Source organism: Kitasatospora sp. NPDC058046 (assembly GCF_042885595.1).
Lineage (GTDB): Bacteria > Actinomycetota > Actinomycetes > Streptomycetales > Streptomycetaceae > Kitasatospora.
Genome location: NZ_JBHVRS010000029.1, coordinates 75,775 through 96,364 on the forward strand (window position 1 = coordinate 75,775; position 20,590 = coordinate 96,364).

The 20,590-nt window shown below is 72.6% G+C and carries 22 protein-coding genes; 13 read left to right on the forward strand and 9 right to left on the reverse strand.

Annotated features, from left to right (window positions below):
- Nucleotides 1–557: 557 nt before the first annotated feature.
- From ACFVU7_RS39090 to ACFVU7_RS39110, 5 genes are all read right to left on the reverse strand, one after another.
- Entirely contained in the window at nucleotides 558–791 is a 234-nt protein-coding gene (locus ACFVU7_RS39090; protein WP_388050806.1) for a hypothetical protein, read from the reverse strand.
- A gap of 306 nt (nucleotides 792–1,097) precedes the next feature.
- The gene (locus tag ACFVU7_RS39095; protein ID WP_388050809.1) at nucleotides 1,098–1,700 is read right to left on the reverse strand and encodes an RICIN domain-containing protein; all 603 of its coding nucleotides are present in this window, start codon (nucleotides 1,698–1,700) and stop codon (nucleotides 1,098–1,100) included.
- A 53-nt stretch (nucleotides 1,701–1,753) separates the two neighbouring features.
- Entirely contained in the window at nucleotides 1,754–2,413 is a 660-nt protein-coding gene (locus ACFVU7_RS39100; protein WP_074006094.1) for a hypothetical protein, read from the reverse strand.
- A gap of 580 nt (nucleotides 2,414–2,993) precedes the next feature.
- Entirely contained in the window at nucleotides 2,994–3,464 is a 471-nt protein-coding gene (locus ACFVU7_RS39105; protein ID WP_388050812.1) for a DUF3291 domain-containing protein, read from the reverse strand.
- Nucleotides 3,465–3,496: 32 nt separating this feature from the next.
- Nucleotides 3,497–4,150 (reverse strand): helix-turn-helix transcriptional regulator, encoded by a 654-nt coding sequence (locus ACFVU7_RS39110; RefSeq protein WP_388050814.1) that lies wholly within the window; start codon nucleotides 4,148–4,150, stop codon nucleotides 3,497–3,499.
- Between the two features lie 25 nt (nucleotides 4,151–4,175).
- On the opposite strand from ACFVU7_RS39110, the gene ACFVU7_RS39115 reads away from it, so the two are divergent.
- A complete protein-coding gene (locus tag ACFVU7_RS39115; protein ID WP_388050816.1) occupies nucleotides 4,176–4,358 on the forward strand; it encodes a hypothetical protein in 183 nt (60 codons plus the stop codon).
- Between the two features lie 19 nt (nucleotides 4,359–4,377).
- Here the strand turns inward: ACFVU7_RS39115 and ACFVU7_RS39120 are convergent, their stop codons facing one another.
- Nucleotides 4,378–4,725, reverse strand: a complete 348-nt coding sequence (locus tag ACFVU7_RS39120; protein WP_380660056.1) for a hypothetical protein — start codon at nucleotides 4,723–4,725, stop codon at nucleotides 4,378–4,380.
- A 173-nt stretch (nucleotides 4,726–4,898) separates the two neighbouring features.
- Here ACFVU7_RS39120 and ACFVU7_RS39125 point away from each other — a divergent pair, with 173 nt between their 5' ends.
- The 3 genes from ACFVU7_RS39125 to ACFVU7_RS39135 all read left to right on the forward strand — a co-directional run bounded on the left by ACFVU7_RS39125 (nucleotide 4,899) and on the right by ACFVU7_RS39135 (nucleotide 7,037).
- Entirely contained in the window at nucleotides 4,899–5,696 is a 798-nt protein-coding gene (locus ACFVU7_RS39125; RefSeq protein WP_388050819.1) for a LuxR C-terminal-related transcriptional regulator, read from the forward strand.
- A 339-nt stretch (nucleotides 5,697–6,035) separates the two neighbouring features.
- A complete protein-coding gene (locus ACFVU7_RS39130; protein ID WP_388050822.1) occupies nucleotides 6,036–6,464 on the forward strand; it encodes a DoxX family protein in 429 nt (142 codons plus the stop codon).
- A gap of 381 nt (nucleotides 6,465–6,845) precedes the next feature.
- Nucleotides 6,846–7,037 (forward strand): hypothetical protein, encoded by a 192-nt coding sequence (locus ACFVU7_RS39135; RefSeq protein WP_388050825.1) that lies wholly within the window; start codon nucleotides 6,846–6,848, stop codon nucleotides 7,035–7,037.
- A gap of 209 nt (nucleotides 7,038–7,246) precedes the next feature.
- Here ACFVU7_RS39135 and ACFVU7_RS39140 read toward each other — a convergent pair whose 3' ends face one another.
- The 3 genes from ACFVU7_RS39140 to ACFVU7_RS39150 all read right to left on the reverse strand — a co-directional run bounded on the left by ACFVU7_RS39140 (nucleotide 7,247) and on the right by ACFVU7_RS39150 (nucleotide 10,406).
- Entirely contained in the window at nucleotides 7,247–7,411 is a 165-nt protein-coding gene (locus ACFVU7_RS39140; protein ID WP_388050827.1) for a hypothetical protein, read from the reverse strand.
- 198 nt (nucleotides 7,412–7,609) lie between these two features.
- The gene (locus ACFVU7_RS39145; protein ID WP_388050830.1) at nucleotides 7,610–8,974 is read right to left on the reverse strand and encodes a hypothetical protein; all 1,365 of its coding nucleotides are present in this window, start codon (nucleotides 8,972–8,974) and stop codon (nucleotides 7,610–7,612) included.
- 115 nt (nucleotides 8,975–9,089) lie between these two features.
- Entirely contained in the window at nucleotides 9,090–10,406 is a 1,317-nt protein-coding gene (locus ACFVU7_RS39150) for an MFS transporter (RefSeq protein WP_388050833.1), read from the reverse strand.
- A gap of 618 nt (nucleotides 10,407–11,024) precedes the next feature.
- Between ACFVU7_RS39150 and ACFVU7_RS39155 the strand changes: the two genes are divergently transcribed.
- From ACFVU7_RS39155 to ACFVU7_RS39195, 9 genes are read left to right on the forward strand one after another with little or no spacing between them, the layout of a single operon-like run.
- A complete protein-coding gene (locus ACFVU7_RS39155; RefSeq protein WP_388050835.1) occupies nucleotides 11,025–12,173 on the forward strand; it encodes a DUF1152 domain-containing protein in 1,149 nt (382 codons plus the stop codon).
- Nucleotides 12,170–12,850, forward strand: coding sequence for an ATP phosphoribosyltransferase (gene hisG / locus ACFVU7_RS39160; protein WP_388050838.1), 681 nt, complete (start codon nucleotides 12,170–12,172; stop codon nucleotides 12,848–12,850). Before ACFVU7_RS39155 ends, hisG begins: the two co-directional genes overlap by 4 nt.
- On the forward strand, nucleotides 12,847–14,034 hold the full coding sequence (locus ACFVU7_RS39165) for an aminotransferase class V-fold PLP-dependent enzyme (RefSeq protein ID WP_388050841.1): 1,188 nt from the start codon (nucleotides 12,847–12,849) through the stop codon (nucleotides 14,032–14,034). The genes hisG and ACFVU7_RS39165 overlap by 4 nt, the downstream gene beginning before the upstream one ends.
- Complete coding sequence (locus ACFVU7_RS39170; protein WP_388050844.1) at nucleotides 14,031–14,684, forward strand: class I SAM-dependent DNA methyltransferase; 654 nt, start codon at nucleotides 14,031–14,033, stop codon at nucleotides 14,682–14,684. Before ACFVU7_RS39165 ends, ACFVU7_RS39170 begins: the two co-directional genes overlap by 4 nt.
- Nucleotides 14,677–16,008, forward strand: a complete 1,332-nt coding sequence (locus ACFVU7_RS39175) for a hypothetical protein (protein WP_388050846.1) — start codon at nucleotides 14,677–14,679, stop codon at nucleotides 16,006–16,008. Before ACFVU7_RS39170 ends, ACFVU7_RS39175 begins: the two co-directional genes overlap by 8 nt.
- A gap of 32 nt (nucleotides 16,009–16,040) precedes the next feature.
- Nucleotides 16,041–16,589, forward strand: coding sequence for a nucleoside monophosphate kinase (locus tag ACFVU7_RS39180; protein WP_388050848.1), 549 nt, complete (start codon nucleotides 16,041–16,043; stop codon nucleotides 16,587–16,589).
- Between the two features lie 59 nt (nucleotides 16,590–16,648).
- Nucleotides 16,649–17,332 (forward strand): hypothetical protein, encoded by a 684-nt coding sequence (locus ACFVU7_RS39185; RefSeq protein ID WP_388050851.1) that lies wholly within the window; start codon nucleotides 16,649–16,651, stop codon nucleotides 17,330–17,332.
- Nucleotides 17,329–18,885 carry a GMC oxidoreductase gene (locus ACFVU7_RS39190; protein WP_388050854.1) on the forward strand — a complete coding sequence of 519 codons (1,557 nt, stop codon included), beginning with the start codon at nucleotides 17,329–17,331 and terminating at the stop codon, nucleotides 18,883–18,885. Before ACFVU7_RS39185 ends, ACFVU7_RS39190 begins: the two co-directional genes overlap by 4 nt.
- The gene (locus ACFVU7_RS39195) at nucleotides 18,882–20,588 is read left to right on the forward strand and encodes a hypothetical protein (protein WP_388050857.1); all 1,707 of its coding nucleotides are present in this window, start codon (nucleotides 18,882–18,884) and stop codon (nucleotides 20,586–20,588) included. Before ACFVU7_RS39190 ends, ACFVU7_RS39195 begins: the two co-directional genes overlap by 4 nt.
- Nucleotides 20,589–20,590: the final 2 nt, after the last annotated feature.

Below are 20,590 nucleotides of genomic sequence, written 5' to 3' on the forward strand. Positions count from 1 at the left end.
GCACGGGCGTCCAGCCGGTAGCGGGGCGGGGCCTGGAGGCCGGCCGGGTTTCGGCGGTCACGGCCCGGATCGCCTGGCCCGGCGGGCCGGCGCGGCAGCACCGCCGAGCAACTGCTCGCCGCCCGCTGGTGCCGGCCGCCGGCCGGGCGAAGGCCTGGCACCTCACCGCGGCCGGCTCCGCCGTCACCGCCACCGTCCCGGAGGTCCTGCAACCGACCGCGCCTGCGCCCGGCGGAGGGGACAGCGGTGCGGCACGGGCGCGAGCACCTGCTCGACGCCGGCCGGATCCACACCGCCCTCGTCACCGACGCCCACCACCCCGGAGAGGCCTGCGACCCGATCACCCCGCAGCTGACGAGCGAGGACCCGGCGACCGGGAAGCGGCAGCCGCCGTCCACGCCCTCCCGGACGGCAGTTCGAAGGCTCCGGGCATCAGGCGGCAGCCCGCGTCGCGGAAGCGGTGGGCGGCGTCCTCGATGAACAGGGCGCCCAGGCCCACGGAGCCGTGGCCGCCGTCGGCACCGGATTCGGGCATCGCACCGCCCTTCGGCGGTGGGTCAGGTGCGGTCGTCGGCCGCCGTGTCGGGGAGGGCGGCGTGGCCGAGCCCGCGGCGGGCGGGCGCCGGTTGCCGCGCGGGGATGCCGCTGCCGTCGGCGGGCTCCAGGAACGGGGCCCGCTCGATCGCGAGCGGCCGGGGCCGGCCGGCCTGCGGGACGGCCTGGTCGGTGGCGGGCTCGGAGAACGGCTGCCACAGCGGGCGCCGGGCCGGACGGCCGGAATGATCACTCATGGGTGACAGTCTGTCACCCGGCACAGCGCGCTGCCCGGGCGGGCGGCGGGGACCGGTCCGGCAAGCCGCGGGACGCGGTCCTCCTCCCCCGGTGGGCGTTCCCGGGTGCGGACGCCCCGCTGCGGCGGAGGGTGGGGTGGCGGGCGTCGTCGTGGTGGTCGAGTGGCCGGCGGACCGGGAGCTCCTGGTCGTGCGCGCGGCCGGCTCCGACCCGGGCGTGCCCGGCGACCCGGGCGCGGTCACCGCCTGCGGGCCCGACACGGCGGGCTGGACGCCCGCCGTGTCGAGGAGTTCACCGGCCGATGGTCAGACGGCCACGAGGTGGAAAAGGTCCGGCTTGACGTCCTGGACCATCTGGTCGATGTCCTTGTCGGAGTGGTTCGCGGCGGCGACCCACTTGCCGGAGTGCTGGGCCTGGAGCGCGAACAGGGTACTGCCGTGCACATACGCCATCCAGAACGACTGGTTCGCGGGGACGTCCTCGTCGATGCAGCCGTACGTGGTGATCAGGGCGCCGTTCTCCTGGCCCCAGTGGTCGACCGCCATGCACCATCGCCGCATGGCGTCCTGGAGGTAGGCCAGCGTGCGGCCGTCGGAGGTCTGCTTCCGGCAGACGCGCCACTTCTGGTTCGACTCGTTGTTCCAGAAGTACTGGAGGACGGTGCCGTAGTTCCCGGAGGAGAGGGCGACGGTCAGCGGCCGGCCTTCGTCGGCCGTGTTGATCCGGTACAGGCCCGGGTCGCAGCGGTAGTTGCTCGAAGGGTCGGCGGCGAGGGGGCCGGCCGAGGAGGGGGCGGCCGAGGCGACGGGGGCGGCGGTGAGCAGCAGGACGCACGCGGCGGCCGCCGCGCCGAGGACGTTCAGCGGACGGCGGGCACGGGCGTGCCGACGGTGCGGGCGAGGAGGCATCGTGGACTCGCTTTCGCAAGGGGCGGGCCTGGCTGCTCCGGTGGTCGGGGACATCAGCAGGCGAGCCGCGCGCGGGCGGCGGCTCGAAGGGTGCCTGCGGGCTCCGGGAAGGAGCAGGCGACGGTTCCCTGCTCCATGACGTTGAAGGTGGTGAAGGTGCCCGGACCACCCGGGTTGAGTTCGACCCAGTAGCCGATGTTGCCGTCACGGGCGCAGATGAAGCGCACCCACTCGCCGGTGACCTTCTGGGTGCCGCGGTAGAGGCCGTAGTAGCCGGGGCTGTTGAAGTTCACCGTGTCGGTGACGGTGGTGGTCCGGGTGGTGGCCTTGGTGTCCGACACCGAGAATCCGACCTTGACGCTCACCCTCGCGAAGATCGCCTTGAACTCGGCGCTCACCTCGACGCTGGAGTTGATCGTGGTGCTCACCGTGGCGACCTCGCTGAGGGTCTTCGTGTAGGTGCCCGTCGTGCCGGGGGCGACCGCGACCGCGAGGAAATCGGTGACGGTCGGCTCGACCCTGACGTTGTCGACGTCCTCCCAGTAGGTGTCCTTGGCCGGGTCGCACTGGGTGGTCGGCGGGTAGGGGGTGGCGTGCGCGGGCGCCGCGCCGAGGCCAAGCCCGGCAACCGCGACGAGCGCGGAGATTCCCGAGGTGACGGCGGTGCGGTTGACGTGCCTGGTGCGTTTGGTGTGCCTGGTGCGCGAACTCATGGGGGAGCTCCTCCGGTGGAAGGGATGCGCAGCGATACGTCATGTGCATGACGTGACACCGTGGAGGAAATTCTCACATTCGCGCGGGGACCGTCCCATCCCAGATTCCTGGGAGCGCACACCGGGGCGCACCGGGCACGGGGAAACCGCTCGCCCCCGCGCTCGGGCCCGTACGGCCTGGCGGCGTGCCGAACTCCCATGGGGCCCGTCGGTCCTTCGGTCCGCTCCCAGCACGGTGATCACCGGCGGCCGCAACGACCAGCCGCAGGAGGAGTACGCGCCATGGCCGAGGTCGGCGACATGACCCTCGCCGAGGGACGGCCGGGGCGCCGAGGCGGACTTCCCGGGGATGCTCCGTCACCAGGGCTCCCCCTGGCCGGTCCTGTCACCGCCCGCGGCCGCCGGCCCGTTCCGGGCGCCGGCAGGCGAGGACGGTGTGGGGCGGGCGTGGGAGCGACGCCGGCGCTCCCTCCCCCGGCCGCTGGTCGCCCTGGCCGGCGCCGCGGGCTCCGAAGTACGCGGCGCGGTGGCGGAGGAGTGGCCCGCGGGACCGGCCCCCAGGTCGGCGGGAGCGGCCCGCTCACGCGCCCGGGTGTGGTGCGGCTCCGTCCGGAGTGCGGGGGGAGTTGAAGGTGAAGGCGCGCGGGGAGGGGCCGTTCGCGCGCAGGTCGGCCAGTCGCTCCAGGGCCTCGTCGACGTCCGGCAGGTGCCCGGCCGGGACCCACCACAGGACCAGGTGCGCCTCGACGTTCCGCTCGAACCACTCACGCCGCCGCCGCATCGCATCCAGGTGCCCGCTGCGGTAGGTGAACTCCCACAGCGCCTCCCGGCTCTCCCACACCGACATGTTGACGATGACGTCCTCGCCCGCCGGGCGCAGGGCGGTCGCGTCGTCCTTCCCGTCCGCGGCGAGCCGCCAGACGAAGCCGGGGGCGGTGTCGGCGGCGGCGTTGACCGGGGAGACCAGGTCGACGAACGGCGCGATGCGCGGGTCGTCGACGGGGTGGCGGAGCGTGGCGACGTTGAACTGGGCGAGGTGGTGGGAGGTCATGGCGCCATCCCAGCACGGGCCTTCTTTCTATGTCAATCAATATTGTTTTTAGAAGGCTCGACCACCACGCAGCACTCCCCGGGCCGGGCGTCCATCCGGGCCTGGAGGGCGCCGTCCGCACCGAGAAGTCCCTCCAGGAGGGCGAGGTTCATGCCGCAGACGAGGGGCGGGAAGCGCTCGGCGACGGAGTGGAAGGGGCAGTTGCGCATGCGAATGGCCCCCTCCTCCAGGCGGGGTTCGTACCCGCGGGCGGCCAGCAGCGCGACGGCCTCGTCGAGCCCACCGCAGGACGCGGCCGCTCCGCGCTCGGCCTCCCCCCGCCGCCGCGCGGCCGCGCGCAGCCCGTCGTCCAGCCCGGCCCGCTCGGCGGCCTCGGCGAGCAGTTCGGCGGCCGTCCGGTAGTCGCGCGCGGGCAGCGAGACCACCCGCTCGGCGCGCGTCCGCGTGTACACCTTCGCCGGCCGCCCCGCCCCCGGCCCCGACCGCCCGGTGAGCCTGCGGCTGCCGCTCTCCAGCAGCCCGGCCTCGACCAGCTTCTCCAGGTGGTGCGCCGCCAGTGTCCGCGCCACCCCGACGGCCTCCGCCGCCTCGTTCCGGCCCACCTCGCGCCCCTGGGCCGCCACGTACGCGTAGAGGCGGCGGCGCACGGGGTCGTGCAGGGCGGCGATCGCTTCGATGTGCTCCATGCGGCCATTCTAGGAACAATGGCCATTGGAGATAGAGGAGCCCACCGGCCGATGGTCGGACGGCCACGAGGTCGAGCCGGTCCCCGAGGGCGGCGGCACGGCGGAGGTGAAGCCCGGGGCGCTCCTGTCGAACGCCGAGAGCAGGCGTGCGAAGCCGACCGGTGAGCGGTCGGAGCGGCTCGCTGCGCTCGGACTCGACTGGCGCTGACCCCGCCCGGCCCTCTACCTCAGCACTGCACGTCCACGGACGTGACCAGGACGTCCCGGTCCAGCCCCCGGGTCTGCCACGCGAAGACGGTGTCCGTCCGGAGGTTCTCGTAGTGAACGACGAACGTGTTGCCGTGGGCCTGGCCCAACCGGTAGTAGTCGTGGATCGGGTGTACGCCGCAGCCGTCCAGGTTCCAGACCGGGGTCGCCCCGCCCTTGGCGAGGGCGATGCACGCCCTGCCGTTGTCGCACTGACCGCTCCAGTACCCGCCGGCGGCGGAGGCCGGCCCGGCGGCGAAGACGACGGCGGTTCCGACGGCGGCGGCCAGCGCGGTGGCTCGGCCCAGACGACGGGTGTTCGACTTCATTCTCGGACTCCTCTTCGAGGAACGGGTGTTCCACGCGGATTCAGTGAATGTTGTGTACGTACTTTTCGTCCTCGTGTAAGCCTGCCAGGCCGGGGCAGGCTCCCCCCAGTGGCAGTTCTGCGTATTGACACCGCCACCTGCCTGCGCCGTGCACGCCGACGCCAGGAGGGACAGTGCCCGACAACGCCCGGCATACCGCGCGCCTCTACCGGCGGATGCACGACCTGGCCGTGACGGTCTTGCACGAGCGGGACCCTTCCGCGCTCCACGGGCTCGTCCTGGCCGAACTACTGAGCGCGTGCGATGCCGAGATCGTCGTGTTCAAAGAGGGGGACTGGCGCATGGACGCGGGGCCCATGACCATCGCCACCGGCGGCGGCGCGGCCACCGCGCTCACCGATGAGAGGGCGTGCCGTCAGATCAGGACCGGACGCCCCTTCTCCGACTACTACGCGACGACGCCCGGCACCGTCCCGCTCACCGCACAGGAGATCGGCCGAGCACTGGATCTACGGGATGTCCGCAGGTTCGCCCCCGGCCGCCGCTTCGCCTTCGGCATTCCCCTGCCGGGCACCCACTCCCCCGTGCGCGGGTACGTGCTGCTCCGCCCGGACGGTGCGTTCACCGCCTCGGACTGCGCCTACGGAACCCGGATCCAGCCGCTGCTCCACGCTGTCGACCGGCAGTGGGAACTGCTGTCCCAGTGGCATGCCATGCGGCAGGCCCCGTCTTCCAGCGGCGAGGTGACCAAGGAACAGGATCCGTCCGCCGACGCGGGGCTCACGCCGCGTGAGGCGGCCGTCCTCCTTCTCCTCGCGGACGCGCTCACCGCCGCCGCGATCGGCCGACGCCTCGGCATCACCACCCGCACCGCCAACAAGCACATCGAGCGGATCTACCGGAAGCTCGGCACCCGCGACCGCGTCTCCACCCTCAACCGCGCCCGGACCGGCGGGCTTCTTCCGCGCTGACCCCGCGACCTGGGGATGAGGGTTCCCAGCTCCTCCAGCGGACAAGCAGCGCCTCGGCGCGCTGCCGGGCACCCGCCACCGAGGGGGGAGGCACTGCTGCACCACGTCGAACGGGCCGTCCAGGACGCCCCCCTCACCCCGAACGCGGACGACCCGCTGCCCGCCCTCCACACACGTGGGCGCGGTGGGCACGCGGGCCGGGGTGGCGCGGGTCGGCGGCGAGCCGCCGGCACCGGAGGTGGGGCCGCCGGAAGACTTTTCCTCCCGGGAGCGATGAGTTCAGGCGGTAGCGGCGGTCAAACCCGAGAAAGCAACGACAACCGACCAGGGAGCCCCGAGATGTCCAGCACCGCCACCACGACCACCGCCACCGCCGCCGCCGCCGCGAAGTCCAGCACGGCCGTGGTCCGGGTGGTCTGGACGCTGCGGATCCTGCTCGCGCTCTTCTTCGCCCTGGCCAGCGCGCTGCCCAAGATGCTCGCGCTCCCCGCCGCCACGACCGTCTTCGACGCCATCGGGGCAGGCCACTGGTTCATGTACCTGACCGGACTGGTGGAACTGGCCGGAGCGGTCGGCCTGCTGGTCCGCCGACTGGCCGGGCCGGCCGCGACGGCACTGATCGTCTTCCTGGCGTTCGCGTTCGTCACCCAGCTCACCGCGATGCACGGCGAGAACGCGGGGACCCCGTTCGTCTTCATGGTGCCGCTGGCCGTCATCGCCTGGAACCGACGGTCCGAGACGGCCGAGCCGCTCGGCCGCTCGCGCTGACCTGGTACTCGAAAGGGTCCGCCAGCAGAGGCCCGTGCCGCGGCACGGACGCCGCAGCGGCGCCGCGCGAGCGCGGCGGCGGCAAAGGTGGGGGCCGACGAGCTGGACGGTGAGCACCGCACCGTCCAGGCCGTCGCGCTCGGGGCGGCCGGCGCCGGTGCCCGGGCCCCAGGTCCAGTGGATCCGCCAGGCGCCGGCGTCGAACGGCACCGCCCCGGGGTCGGTACCGAGGAAACCGCGGCGCAGCCGCCGGCCTGCGCCCGACTGCGGGAGCGATCGGGTCCGGACGCCGGGGCCGGGCACGGGAGCGGCGCTGGCGCTCCTTCCCGTGGCTGCTGGTGGTCCTGGTCGGCATGGCGGCCGCCCGGGGTGCGCTCGGCGGTGGCGGACCTGCGGCTGGCCGCCGAGGAGAACCCGGCCGTCGCCGGGATGCCGGCCGCCGTCCCGGCCGGCGCCGCCCGGATCGAGGACCTGGTCCAGCGCGGACCGTCCGCACCCGTCCGGCGTCCGCTCGGCAGCCGCGGGCGGGTGTACGGGTGGACGGGGCTGTCGGCGGCGAGTGGGAGCCGCTGAATGGCCGCCCTCCTCCTCACTCCCCCTCCTGATCGGTGGCGCCGCGAAGCAGGGCCACCGGGCCACCGCGCGGCGGACACCCCGTCACGCCGTCAGCGCGCAGCACCAGGTTGCCGGGATCCTTGTCTCCGCTCCTGCTCTGCGCGCCGGCTCCCCTGTTCCTCTTCTCCTCCGGCGCTCCGGTACCCGGACTTCACCCGGCCTGTCGCTCAGTCAAGGTCAGCAGATACCAGGGCCACGGCGAGCACCAGGTACGGGACGGCTCCCAGTCGCTGCTCGGCCATCATGCTCGGATCAGACGCCGTGCCCGCGTCGTTCAGCGCCGGCAGCCCGGCACCGATGGCCACATCGACCGCCGCGTCCAGGGACCGCACATTGACACGCTTGCAGGCGGCTTCAACCGCTATCTGGGGACGGGCGAGCAGGGGCGGGAACGTGGGCGGGGCTGGCGTGTGGTGTCGGGGGACGGTGCGGTCGTTCGTCCGGGTTCCCGCGGAGGCGCTGCTGTCTGCTCGTGGCCGACGGCTGCTCGCGGGGACGGGGCGGGCGCGGGTGGGTGTTCGATACGTGGGTCACGGGCGTACGTCGTGGGCGTACGGGGACGACTGGCGGCCGACCACCGGTTCAGCAGGGGTGGGCGTGTCGAGTGGGGAGGGGACGGAGTGGGACTGCGGTTCGGCCGCCCGGAGGCCGACCTGGTCGCACAGGGCGCCGATACGCGCGGCCGCGGCGGGGGTGACCGGGCCGGTCAGGGCCGCGGCGGGGTCGTCGCAGAGGGCCAGGACGGCGGCCTCGGCCTCGCAGCCCCACAGGTCGTGGGTGTGCAGCAGCCCGGTGCCGGTGCCGTAGCGGTAGCCCTCGCGCCGGTTGAGCGGGCCGGGGGCGGGGCCGGAGGTGCCGACGGGCCACAGCAGGCGGCCGCCGCGCTTGTGCCACTGCTCCCGGTCGACGCAGCCGGGCTGGCTGTCGTCGATCAGGACGTGGCCGGTCAGGTCGGCGACCGGTACGAGGGCGTCCAGGTCGAGGGGCTCCGTGATGGCGCTGACGGTGATCCGGCAGGTGCGCAGGACCTCGCCGGCGTCGGGGGTCACCCGGGTGCGTGCGGCGGCGCCGTACGCCTCGACCACGCGGTGGACGCGGCCGGTGCGGGTGGGCCGGTCGCAGGCGAGGAAGGCGGTGTCGGGGAACTCCGCGAGGAGCACGGCCAGGATCGAGGTACCGATCGAACCGGCCGCGCCGATCACCCCGATCCGCACCGGGGCGCCGGGGGCGCTCCGGTCGAGGAGGTCGCGGACCTGGCTGCGGATCAGGTGGACCGTGCCGCCGTGGCCGGTGGTGAGCACAGGAACGTTTTTGCCTGCGGGCACCGCGTCGCGGCCGAAACGGGTCAGGGCGGGCAGGGTGGCACCGAGGCCGACCACCCGGGCGTCGAACCGTTCCCGGACGAATGAGACGGTGTCGCGGACGGTGTCCGAGATCCGTACCCGGGCCTCGTGCGGGGCGAGGTCGGTGACCAGGTCGGCGGTGACCGGGGTCTGGACCACCAGCCCCCGGCGGCCGGCCCACTCGCCGTAGGAGGCCATCACCAGCGGCGGCAGCGCGGCGATCAGGAGCTGGCCGGCCCTCGCGGTGACTCCGTACCGCGCGTCGAGCAGGGGCAGCAGGTGGTGGATCTCGGCCCCCCGGGCCGGGTCGTGGCGGCTGATCAGGCTGGGGACGACGAAGACCCGGTCGGCGGGCAGGTCCGGTACGGCCCGGCCCCCGTACAGCGCGAAGGCCCGCTCGATCGTGGCGAGGGTGCGGCCGGCGGCCTCCACGGGATCGGCCGTGCCCGGCAGCGCGGCGGCCCGCCGCACCATCGAGTCGACCAGGCGCAGCGCGCCGTCACGGTCGGGAGCGGTCCGGACCGGGCCGGTGGCAGCGCGTGGTGGAAACATGCTCGTACCTCCCTGGACGTGGTCCGGTGCGCGTTCGACCGGACAGCCGGCGAAAGGGGGGCACGCCTTTTGCGACGGCCTTCACGGATGTGGTCCCCGTCCTGCCCCCCGAGGATCACCGACGACCTTGTCTATCACGGGTCACGGCCTCGCCCCGACGTGCGTCCGAAGGGTCGTGTGGCCTTCCGTCGTCTTGCCGGGCGCTCGCGGGCCAGCGGGCTCGCTGGCCCATGGCGTCATACCTCGTGCGTCGGGCCTCGCTCAAGTGCCGTACGTCCGGGAGGAAAAGCGGCAGTAGCAGCACGACCGTCGAGATGCTGCCGCCGGAGATGAGTACGGTCCTGCTGCCCAGCATGTCGGTCAAGGGACTGAGCAGGCTGTACGAGAGCGGCGTCAGGAGGGCGCCGCCCAGCATGGTCAACGACATCACCCGGCCCATCAGGTGGTCGGGGATCTGCTCGTGGATGGCCGTGGTCTGGAAGACTCCGGAGAACTGCAATCCGGCCCCGGCTATCACGTGCATGGCGATCAGGATCCCGACAGGTGCTCCCGCGGCCAGGCAGAACAAAATGCCCGAGAAGAGGCACGGGCCGATGATGGCGGCGACGCCGGGCAGTCGGGGGGTGACCTTGCCGGCGATGAACGCACCGCAGACTCCTCCGAGGGCGTACGCGGTCATGCAGGCCGAATAGGGGCCGTTGCTGCCGTAGTTCTCTGCCGAGATGATGGGCAGGAAGGTGAACCAGGGGGCAACGGTCAGCGCCATCTGGAGCACGCCGGTAACCATGAAGACGCGGAGCCAGCGGATCTCGCCTACGGCCCTGAATCCGCCCAGCGCGGTGGTGAGTACGGAATCGCGCCGGTCGGGGGTGGGGTCGGAGGCGTCGTGCACGCAGAGTAGCGTCACGACGCTGAACGTGAACGAGGCAGCGTTGATCCACATGACCGTCTGAGGCGAACCGAGGACCAGGAGCGCGCCGCCCAACGCTGGCCCGCCGATCGTCGCACCCTGCATGATCGCCGAGTTGAGCGCGTTCGCCTGCTGGAGGGACTCCGCGGAAACGATCCTTGGGATGATCGAGCGGAAGGCCGGCGTGAAGAACGAGGTCGCCAGCCCGAGGAGGCCCATACAGATGGTCGCCACGAGCAGGTTGTCGGTCGATACCGCCCAGATGAGCGCGATGACGGTGGCCGCCCTCGCCACGTCGGCTACCCACATCACCCGGGAGCGGGAGAAGCGGTCGACGAAGGTGCCGGCCACAAGGATTCCCGCGAGCGCTCCGACAGCTCGTGCGGCGAGGATCCCCGCGATGGATCCGGCCTGGCCGCCGTCGAGCAGCTTGACCGAGACGGCGATGGGGAACATGCCGTCCCCGAGCGCGCTGACGAACTGCCCGGAGGCCAGGAAGGCGAACCTCCTGTTGCGGAGCACAGCGGGAAGACTCACTTGTTGCCTCACAGATTCGGATGGTGCGTACGGCCGCGCACCGACTGCGCCGCCACACGGGTCGGCCCCGGCGCCGCGTCGGCGGCGCCGGGGCCGACATGGCCGTGGACTACCAGGAATGCAGCCCCGGGCCACCGGCAGCAGCGTCGGTGGGGAGCTCGTCGACAGCCTCCTCCTCCGCCACCTCAACCTCGATCTGGGCGTTCTCGGACATGATCACCTCCTTTCGGCGAGGACCGAGCTTCGATCATGATCTGACCATTTGTCAATACGTGACATGTGATGGGTGACATTTCATCAACTCCGCGACACCGACGGGATCCAGTGACATGTCACCCGTCATCCGTCACATATTGACAGTCCTGTCGGAAGTACCTCAAGATCGGTTCCCGTCGTGGAGTGATCATGGCCTCGAGCGCCCCGATCGAGATCGAGATCGAGGTGGCAGAGGAGGCCGTGAGCGGGCTCCCCACCGGCACACCCGACTGTGGGCCCGGTTCTGGCCCCGGGGACCGCACCGCCCGATCCCTGCGTGCGTCCCTCTGCCCGGTGCGATCCTGCGCCGGATGCCGGAAGTTCAGTGTCTGAAGAATGGTTGATCCGATGTCTCGACTACTGGTGGCCTGCGGGGGCAGCGGCGACCTGGTGACGGCTCTGGCGGTTGCCGCGAGCCCCCCTCGGGACCAGAGCGAACCGGCCTCGGAGCGAGCCGCGAATCGGGTGGCGGTGCTTGCGGCACCCGTGTGGGAGCGGTTCGCCCTCGACCCGAGGCCCGGACCTCGGGGGCCGGCCGATCTCACGGGGTTGTCCAGCCTTCCTGCCGGGCGACGCATCACAGTCGACACCCGGCTGCCCGGTGGTTACAGCCCGCTGCCCGCGCTCGCGGGCATGCTCCGGGTGCCGATCATCTACCTCAGCTTCGCCGACGGTGCCGTCGGACTGAGGAGCCAGCTGGAACGGATCGTGCGCTGCTACGGGATCACGACGGTGGAACTCGTCGACACCGGCGGCGATGCGCTCGCCCGCGGCCACGAGCCGGGCCTCGTCAGTCCGGCCTCCGACGCGCTGCTGCTGGCAGCCGTCGCCCCGCTGGGCTGCCGTACCCTGCTCACCTGCGCGGGCCTCGGCATCGACGGTGAGCTCACGCCCGCCGAACTCGATGCCCTCACCACGGACATCCCCGCCGAGTCCGTCCGGGAGCTGGCCGTCGAACAGGCCGCGGCCCTCTACCGCGAATTCTCCTGGATGCCCAGCGAGGCGAGCCTGATCACACTGCTCGCCGCAGGCGGACTGCAAGGGACTGTCGACCTGAGCGAGGGGCGCCCGCTCGTCCGGGTGGACGGCGGCACGGCGCGGGCCCACAGCTTTCCCCTCCGCCCGGTGGCGACGCGCAGCCGACACGCCGCCGCGGTGGCCGCCACCACCTCCTTCGCCGAGGCCGACCGGCGACTTCGCGCAGCGGGCGCCCGGTCCGAGTACCAGGCGGAGCTCGACCGAGCGGCGGCCGTTGCAACCGGGAGGGTTGCAAAGATACCGGCCGACCTCGGGCGTCTCGTCGAAAGGGCTCGCCCCCGCGGGGACTACCTGTCGGTCCGTCGAATCGCCAGAGCCTCCGGGCTCAACTCCCGCCAGGGACACCTCTGGCTGGAACGGCTGCTTCGCCACAGCGCCGGAGCCGACTACCGGCGCCCGCTGCTGCGCGTCACCCCCGCCGTACCCGTTCCCCATGTCCAAGAGGAGGAGGCGACGTGAGCGTCGTGATCACCGAAGTGGGCCCGTCGATCGCCGAGTTGGCGCGGAAGGCCGGCGGCGCGCCCGAGCCGGGGGTGGTCCTCGGCATCCCCAACACCGGTCGGCTGTACGAGGAAGGGCTGCTGCTGACCGGCTGCCATGAGTCGACGCCGGCCCGGGAGCGCAGCCTCCTGCACGACGCCGGCGGATTCGTCGTGGTCAATGCCCGCTCGAACGATCTGCCCCATCTCCTCGCCCACGGTGTCGTGGACCTCGTCCTGACCGGCCGGGACTACGTCGTGGAGTCCGGCGTCCGGGCCGAGGAGCTCTGGGACTTCGGCTTTCAGCGGTGCCGGGTCTGCCTGCTCGGTCCGGCGTCCGCCGCCGACTGGAGGGAGCGTCCGAACCTCCGGGTCGCGACCCAGTACCCCGGGATCGCCGCCGACTTCCTCAAGCAGCACCGACCCGACTCCGAGCTCTTCACCGTCACCGGAGCCGCAGAGCTCTACGCCCGGCTGGGCCTCGCTGACGTGATCATCGATGCGTACATGACCGGCCGCACGGCCGCGGCCAACGGCCTCGTTCCCCTCGAAACCGTTCTGGAGACCTCCGGTCGGCTCTTCGCCCGTCCGAGCTGGCGCAACGAGTCCAAGGACATCGACCGGGTGCTCGCCCGACTCGTCGGAGACACACGATGACCGCGGGTACCGGCGCGCGGCCGGGGAGGATCTACCTCGATCACGCCAGCACCTCCACCGACAGGCCGGACGCCGTGTGGTCCGCAATGCGCGACTACCTGGCGACCGGGGGGGCCAGCCCCGGACGCGGAGGACACCGGCTCGGCCGACAGGCCGAGGAGATCGTGTCCGGTGCGCGGTCGGCCGTCGCCGAGCTGTTCGGCATCCGCCATCCGGCCGATGTCGCCTTCACCACGAACGCGACCCATGCCCTCAACATCGCGATCAAGGGGCTCCTGCGCCCGGGCGACCGGGTGGTGACCACCTCGCTGGAGCACAACTCGGTCCTGCGGCCGCTCGAAAGCCTGCGATCGGCCGGCCGAATCGAGTACGAGGTGGTCGACGTCCACCCGACGCTCGGCTTCGACCTCGACCTCATCGAGTCCGCGCTACGGACGCGGACACGGCTGTTGGCGGTCAACCATGCTTCCAACGTCACCGGCTTGGTCGCACCGGTCGCCGAACTGACCGAACTGGCCCACCGGTACGGAGCGCTGCTGCTGCTCGACGTCTCCCAGACCGCGGGCCTGCTGCCCGTCGACGTGACCGGGACAGGCCTGGACCTCCTGGCCTTCACCGGACACAAGGGCCTGCACGGCCCCCCGGGTACCGGCGGCCTCTACGTCCGGGACTCCGCACAGGTCACCCCGCTCTACGAAGGGGGCACCGGGACCAGCTCCCAGGTGCTGCGCCACCCTGCGGCCATGCCGGCCCGGTTCGAGGCCGGGACGCCCAACACCGTGGGCCTCGCCGGTCTGGGCGCCGCCGTCCGTCTCCTGCTGCGGGACGGACTCGATCAGGAACGCGAGCGGCAACTCGCCCTCGCGGCCGACTGCGCCACGCGTCTCGGTGCGCTCGACGGTGTCCGTGTCCACCACCCGGACGGGGGCCTACCTCGGGTCCCCGTGCTCTCGCTCCTGGTCGACGGACTGTTCCCGGGCGAGGTCGCGGCCCTGCTCGACGAGCGCCACGGCATCATGACCCGCTCCGGACTGCACTGCGCACCGCTGGCCCACCGCGTTCTCGGCACGGCCGAACGCGGCACGGTGCGGCTCAGTTTGGGGGGAACCACGACGACCGAGGACATCGACGCCGTGGTGGGAGCGGTGGCGCAGCTTGCCGCCGAAGCGAAGGAGACACGGTGAACCCGGACCGCGCCGCACTGCGCGATGCCTACGACCGGGCAGCCGCCCACTACGGCGACAGGCGCAACCCGCGCTTCGACCGCTTCCGCGCCGAGGCGCTCGACCACTTCGCCGAGCAGGTCCGCGCCACCGGCGGCACGCGCGTACTCGACCTGGGCGCCGGGCCCGGCCACGAGTGCGAGGAACTGCGCAACCGCGGCCTGGATCCGCTCGCCGTCGACTTCTCGCCCGCCATGGTCGCCCGTTGTCGGGCCCGTGGCATCGAGGCGTGCGAGCAGGACCTGTACGATCTGCGGCCGCCAGGCGCCCCCCGGTCGGGTGCCCTGGCCTCGTTCAGCCTGCTGCACGTCCCCAAAGCGGACCTGGGAGCGGTCGTCGAGCGGATCGCCGACTCCCTCGTCCCCGGCGCGGTCCTGCTTGTGCTGCTCTTCGAGGGCGAGGGGGAGGGCCCCCGGGAGGCCGACCGTGCTGCCTTCGGCGTCGCCCGGCATTTCTCCTACTACCGGCCGGACGAGCTCGCCGGGGCCCTCGGCGATCGCTTCGAGATCGTGGACACCCGCCGCCTCGACATCTCTCCCCGGCCGACCCTCACCGTCACAGGCCGACTGCACGCCGCCGGCCCCGCCCCCCGCGAGGACCACCATGCCTGATGATCCCTTCGCCCCCCTCTACCCGGCGGCCGCCGAACGGATGGCGGTCGCCACCCGCATGCTCGTACCGCGGCGGCCCCGGCCGATCGCCTCGCGCGGCAACACCGGCAGCTTCGAGGACTTCTACGCCCCGGAGTGCCGTCTCGCCGAGTTCACGGTGACCGGCACCGACGACCGGATCGCCGTCATCGACAAGGCGTTCCCGCATGCCCGGTACGACTTCATGTACGTCGTCGCCAACGACGACATCCGCTGCGCCCCCGACGAACTCGCGGACTCCACCCTGGCGACCATGCTCGACGCGGTACCGGAGTTCGTCCGCTTCGTGACCGAGCCCGGGGTGCGCCACCGCTACGGACTCGAGGGCAGCACACTGACGTTCGGCTTCAACCACGACCGGGACACCGTCGACCGGGACAACGGCCAGTTCTACGAGAAGCGCTTCCACCTGCACTTCAACTGCTGGGCGGCCCGGGACCTCGTGGGCATCCGGTCCATCCGTTTCGGAGACGTGGCGGACCCTCGGACCAAGCGAACCATGCTCGACCCGATCTCCTTCCTCGGCCCGTCCGTGCTGTACGAGGCGCTGCGGCAGCAATTCCCGGGCGAAGGCCCGCACGGTGCCCGGACGCTGGAGCCGGACCCGGAGCGCGACGCCGTGCTCGGGCTCCCGCTCGGCCTCAAGCTCGAACTGCCCGGTTGGGACTACCTGGCCACTGCGGACTGCCGGCGGCTGATCCAGGATCTGCACGTCACGGCCGAGCGAACCTACCGCGACCTGCATCTCGCTTTCACCGGCGCCGAGCCCCCTGCCCGGGCCTGGTACCGGTCCCCGCTCCTGCCGCCGGCCGCGGTGGCCGCGAGGTTGGCCGCCCTGCCCTACCTGTCGCCGGCCACCCGTGACCTGCTCGCCGTGCTCCGAGCAGCACTGCGCGACGCAGAACCGGCGGACATGTCCGCCCTGCGGCGGGACCACGACCTGGCCGCCACCAGGCTCGCCCTGGCCGGCCTCGACTACCACCTCGGCGTCTACTCGCCCGCCCCCGTCGGCCGCGGCACCCCGGACGGGCCCACCCCGATCTACCTCTACCTCCAGTTCAAGCTGCTCAGCCGGATCGGCGGGGGGCCGGCCGTCGGCGGGGCCGCCGCCGTACAGGTCGACCGGGCGGGCGGACCGGCCTTCACCGAGCAGGAGTCGCTCGACCGCCGCAGCCTGTTGGAGACCTTCACCGAGCTGAGGCTCGCCCGGTTGGAGAGGCTCTCGGCCATCGAGAACGTGGTGCGGCCGGCCGGGCCCCTCACCGATCCGCGGGAGTCGTCATGAGCCGGCCACCGGCTCCGGCCGGCCCACCGACCGTGATCCTGCTCGGCCCGCCCGGAGCCGGAAAGGGAACGCAGGCGGCACTCCTCGTCCGCACGCGGGGCTTTCGCCATCTGGCCAGCGGCGACCTGCTCCGCCAACACATCGCGGACGCGACACCGCTCGGCCTGCTCGCCGAGCCGTACGTGCGCCGTGGCGATCTGGTGCCGAGCACCGTGGTCGCCGCACTCGTCGAGGAGGGGCTGCGCGAGTGCACCGGCCGCCCGGTGGTGATCGACGGCTTCCCCAAGACCGCGCGGCAGGCCCGGCAGCTGGACGGGATCCTGGCGGACGCGGGCCGGCGGGCCGACCTCGCACTACTGTTCGAGGCCAGCCCGGATACCCTGCTCCGTCGTCTCATGACACGCGGACAGGGCCGACCCGACGACACCGCGGCCGTCATCGAGCACCGGCTGACGGAATTCGGACGGGTCCCAGACGACCTGACCGGCCACTACCGCGCGGACGGAGTTCTGCGGCCCGTGCGGGCCGATGCCGAGATCGATGCGGTCGCAGCCGCGATCGCCGCCCGACTTCCGGTGTGACAGCCCGCCTCCTTGCCCCCTCAGACCCACGACCTCTGCGCGAAGGGCCCGATCCCACGATGCTCACCCCACAGCAGTACGCCGAAATCGCTGAGCAGTTCCGTCGGGGCTGCGTCTTCTGCGACCCGGATCCCCGGCTGATCGTCGCCACCTCGAAACGCTTCCGGGTCTGCCTGGACGCCGCTCCGCTGGTACCCGGGCACCTGATCCTGCACAGCGACAGACACCTCGGATGCGCCGGAGAGGTGCCCGAAGCCTGGTACGAGGAACTCGACGCCCTTCGCCGGAGCGTGCGAGCGCAGTTGGAGGAACGCTATGGCCGGGTCATCAGCTACGAGCACGGACGCGCCGGGCACTGCCTCAGCGACGGTCCCGAGCACCGGCTGTGCCACCACTTCCACCTGCACTTCGTCCCGGCCGACGTCGACGTGACCGGCGACCTGCACCGCCGGTTCAAGCACATCCCCGTCGACGACTACAGGACCATCCCGAGGCTGTACGAGGACTACGGCGACTACCTCTACTTCGAGGCGTCGGACCGTTCCATGGGCTACTTCCCGGTGGACACGGCAATCGAACGGCACCTCATGCGCACGCTGATCGCCGCCGCCACCGGCTCGCCGGAACGGGCCGACTGGCGGGCCTACCGGGACGCCGACCTGCTCGTGACCGGCCTGACCGAGTTCTCCGCACGTCCGCTGGAGCCGTACCACGCCCCGAAGCCTCAGGGCGCGACACTGTGAGCAGCCGTTGCGAACCGGATGTGGTCGTCGTCGGAGCCGGCCTCACCGGCTGTGTGCTCGCCTCCCAACTGCTCGACCGGGAGCCATCCTTGCGCGTCCTGGTCCTGGAGAGCGGGCCGTGGGCCGCTCCCGACCATGGTCAGACCGCCGGCCACGGCCACGAGTTCCACAACCGCCTCTACCGCGAGCATTTCACCCGCCGGACCGGGATCGCCCCGTCGGGCATCATCGAGGCGGTCGGCGGCGGCTCCCTGGCCTGGACGGCGGTCAGCCCACGACCCCGGCCGAGCGAGCTCGCGGGGTGGCCGTCCGCGGTCCGCTCGGCGGCGCTGTCCCCCACGATGCTGGCCCGTGCCGAACGCCTCATGGGCGTCACCGGTGCCCACTCCCGCGGACCGCTCGTCGACCCGGTGGCCGATGCCCTGCGCATCGCCCGCGCCGCCGGACGCCTGCCGTTCACCGATCCGTCGACGCCTCCCGGTCCCGACGACTGTGCCACCCCGATCGCGACGGCCGCCGAGGGGCACGCTTTCAGCCCCGTACCGCTACTGAGCACCGCACTGACAAGACACGCCTCGGGCCCCGACCCGCGCCTCGACCTGCGCACCGAGTGCCGACTGACCGGTCTCGGACTCACCGGATCACGGGTGCGTACGCTGCGGACGACGCACGGAGAGATCCCGCTCGGCGCGGGGACGGCCGTGGTGCTCGCCACCAACACCGTCGAGGCCACCAGGCAGGTACTCCTGGCGCTGCCGAACCACCCCTTGGCCGGCCGCAACCTGATCGGGCACCTACAGTCCACCCTCATCATGCGCGTCCCGGCCCCCTCACCACGGCCCGCATTCGAGTGGGGCACCCTCCTGCTGCCCGGGCACGGCGCCGACCGGCACCTGCAGGTGCAGGTCCGACTGGCCCACGGCCCGATCCCGGGCGACCGGGCCGCCGTACTGCGCCGACGGGTACCCGGGTTGTCCGGACCGGGACTGTTCGCGGGGGCGGACGAACGGCATCTGGCGGTACACCTGACCGCAGTCGGCGAGATCGGCCCCGCCCGTGACGACGAGGCCCAGCGAATCACCCTCTCACGATCCGTACGCGACACGAACGGAACCCCCGTCGCCGAGGTGTCCACCCGGCCGGACCTCATGGACGACCCCATGTGGGAGGCCATGGACGACGCGCTCGAAACCGTCGCCGCGGTGCTCGCCCGCCCGGGAACTGGCTACGGCGGGACGCCCGGCCAAACGGGCTGGGACACGGCGATGCCGGCCCGCGCGGGCTGGTCCCACGGCGGACGGCGCTGGGAGGGCTGCGTCCACTCGGCCGGAACGCTCTGGATGTCGGACTCCGCCGAGTCCGGCGTGACCGATCCCTCCGGCCGGGTGCACGGGGTCGACAACCTGTACGTCACCGGACTCGCGCTGTTCCCCTCCGCCGGATCCCACAACGGCGGCCTGACCGCGGTCGCCCTCGCCCTCGCCCTGGCCGACCGTCTGACCGGCCGGGCAGCGCACCCATACGCCGACCACCCCGAAGGGGGCATCACGTGACCACCCCCGCGGCTCCTCGAACCGGCACACGCGTCGTGGCTCTCGGTCCCGGATCCGAAGGCGCCGAAGCCACGCTGACCGGCCCCGGCTCTCCGACCGGACCGCTCGTCGTCAGTGCCCCGGCGGCACGGTTCGACTTCGACACGCTGGAGCGACTCGCACGAGCCGGAGTCCGGGCAGGACGTGCCTTCGGCCTGCTGCCGAGCGACCTCGACCGGCCCACCGCGCCGCCGTCCGCCACCGACGGCCACTGGCTCCACGCCGGTCGCTCGGACAATGACAGCCCCGGCCTCCAGCCCGCCGAGACGCTTGCCGCGCTCGGCCGCAGCTGGACGCTGCTGTCCGTCTTCGGACACGGGGACGGCATGCACATCAACATGGACGGCGTGGTCCTCTGCGGCGTCGCGGGCGAGCACGAGACCCTCGACGGACGCCCCGTCGAGGGAGGTTGCAGCGCGTCCGCCGACCGGTGCAAGAAGCAGGGCGCCCTGGCCGACGTCCGGCGTGCCCGCGACCTGCGATGCCGGGTCCTGCTGTTGCTCTCCTGCAACAGCCTCGCGCTCGGCGCACAGCTCTACCCGAGCGACAACAGCATCGCGGTAGCGGCCTGGACCGCCGGCGCGGCGCAGGCTGTGATCGGTACGACCCGTCAGACCGGGTTCGCCCCGGGGGAGGCGGAGCACGCCGGGCGGATGGTCCTCAGCGGAGCGCCGCTCGGCGACGTGGTGCGGGAGCTCAACCGCGAACGGCTGGCTGCCGGTCGCGAGGGCTTCTACGTGCTGCTCGGCGACCCGATGTGGCGGGCGCCCGCGGCGAGTCGGCGCCGGGCGGCCGGCCCCTCGGGGAGGCGGAAGGCCGCTGCACCGCCCCGGCCCCAGCCGCTACCCGAACGCGAGTTGCTGGCCCGGTCGGCCGACGGCCGTCGGCTGACGACCGCGCTGCGGATCGTCTGCCGCTCCGTCGCCCCGGGCGGGGGCGACAAGGTGCTGCGCCGACTGGAGTCCGTGCGGTACACGCTGGAACAGCGGACCTGGACCGCCGTGGCACACCAGCAGCTCACCGGGACGTTCCCGCCGACCGTGCACCAGCGGCTCGTGGCCGCCACCACGGCCTGGCAGGACGCCTGCCGCACCGCGTTGGACGAAACCGGCCTGCTGGCAGCCGGGCCCGGCGGCGATGTCGGGGACCGGCTCACCCGGGCACTCGCGATGTTCGCGGACCCGACGCCGCAAACCCCTTCGGATACCACCTGCGACCGCTGCCGCGGACAGGTGCTCGTACGGCCGCTGCGCTTTCCCGACGCCGCGGCGGGGACGACCGCCACCCGGGCCGTCCTCGAATGCGCGGGCTGTGGCCCGCGCGGAAACGTCCTGCTCACAGCAGTGCCCGGCCGGAACGAACCCCTGCCGGTCCTCTCGACCACCGGGTTCCCCGCGGTCCGCAAGGGCATCGAAGCAGTCTTCGAGCTGCGCTACTCCACGGTCGGCGCCGTCACCGGCGTCCCGCTGCTGCTCCAAGTCCGCGACAAGTCCAGGCCCCTGCCGCTGCCGGAGGCCTGGTACGACCTGCCCCCCGGCCGCACCCACCACACCGTCCCCTTCCGCATCCCGGCCGATTCCGGGAGCGACATCTTCTCCGCCCGGGCCGTCGTGGTCCGGGGCGGATCCCTGGAGATCCTGCGCTGTGTGTTCCCCGTCCACTGAGC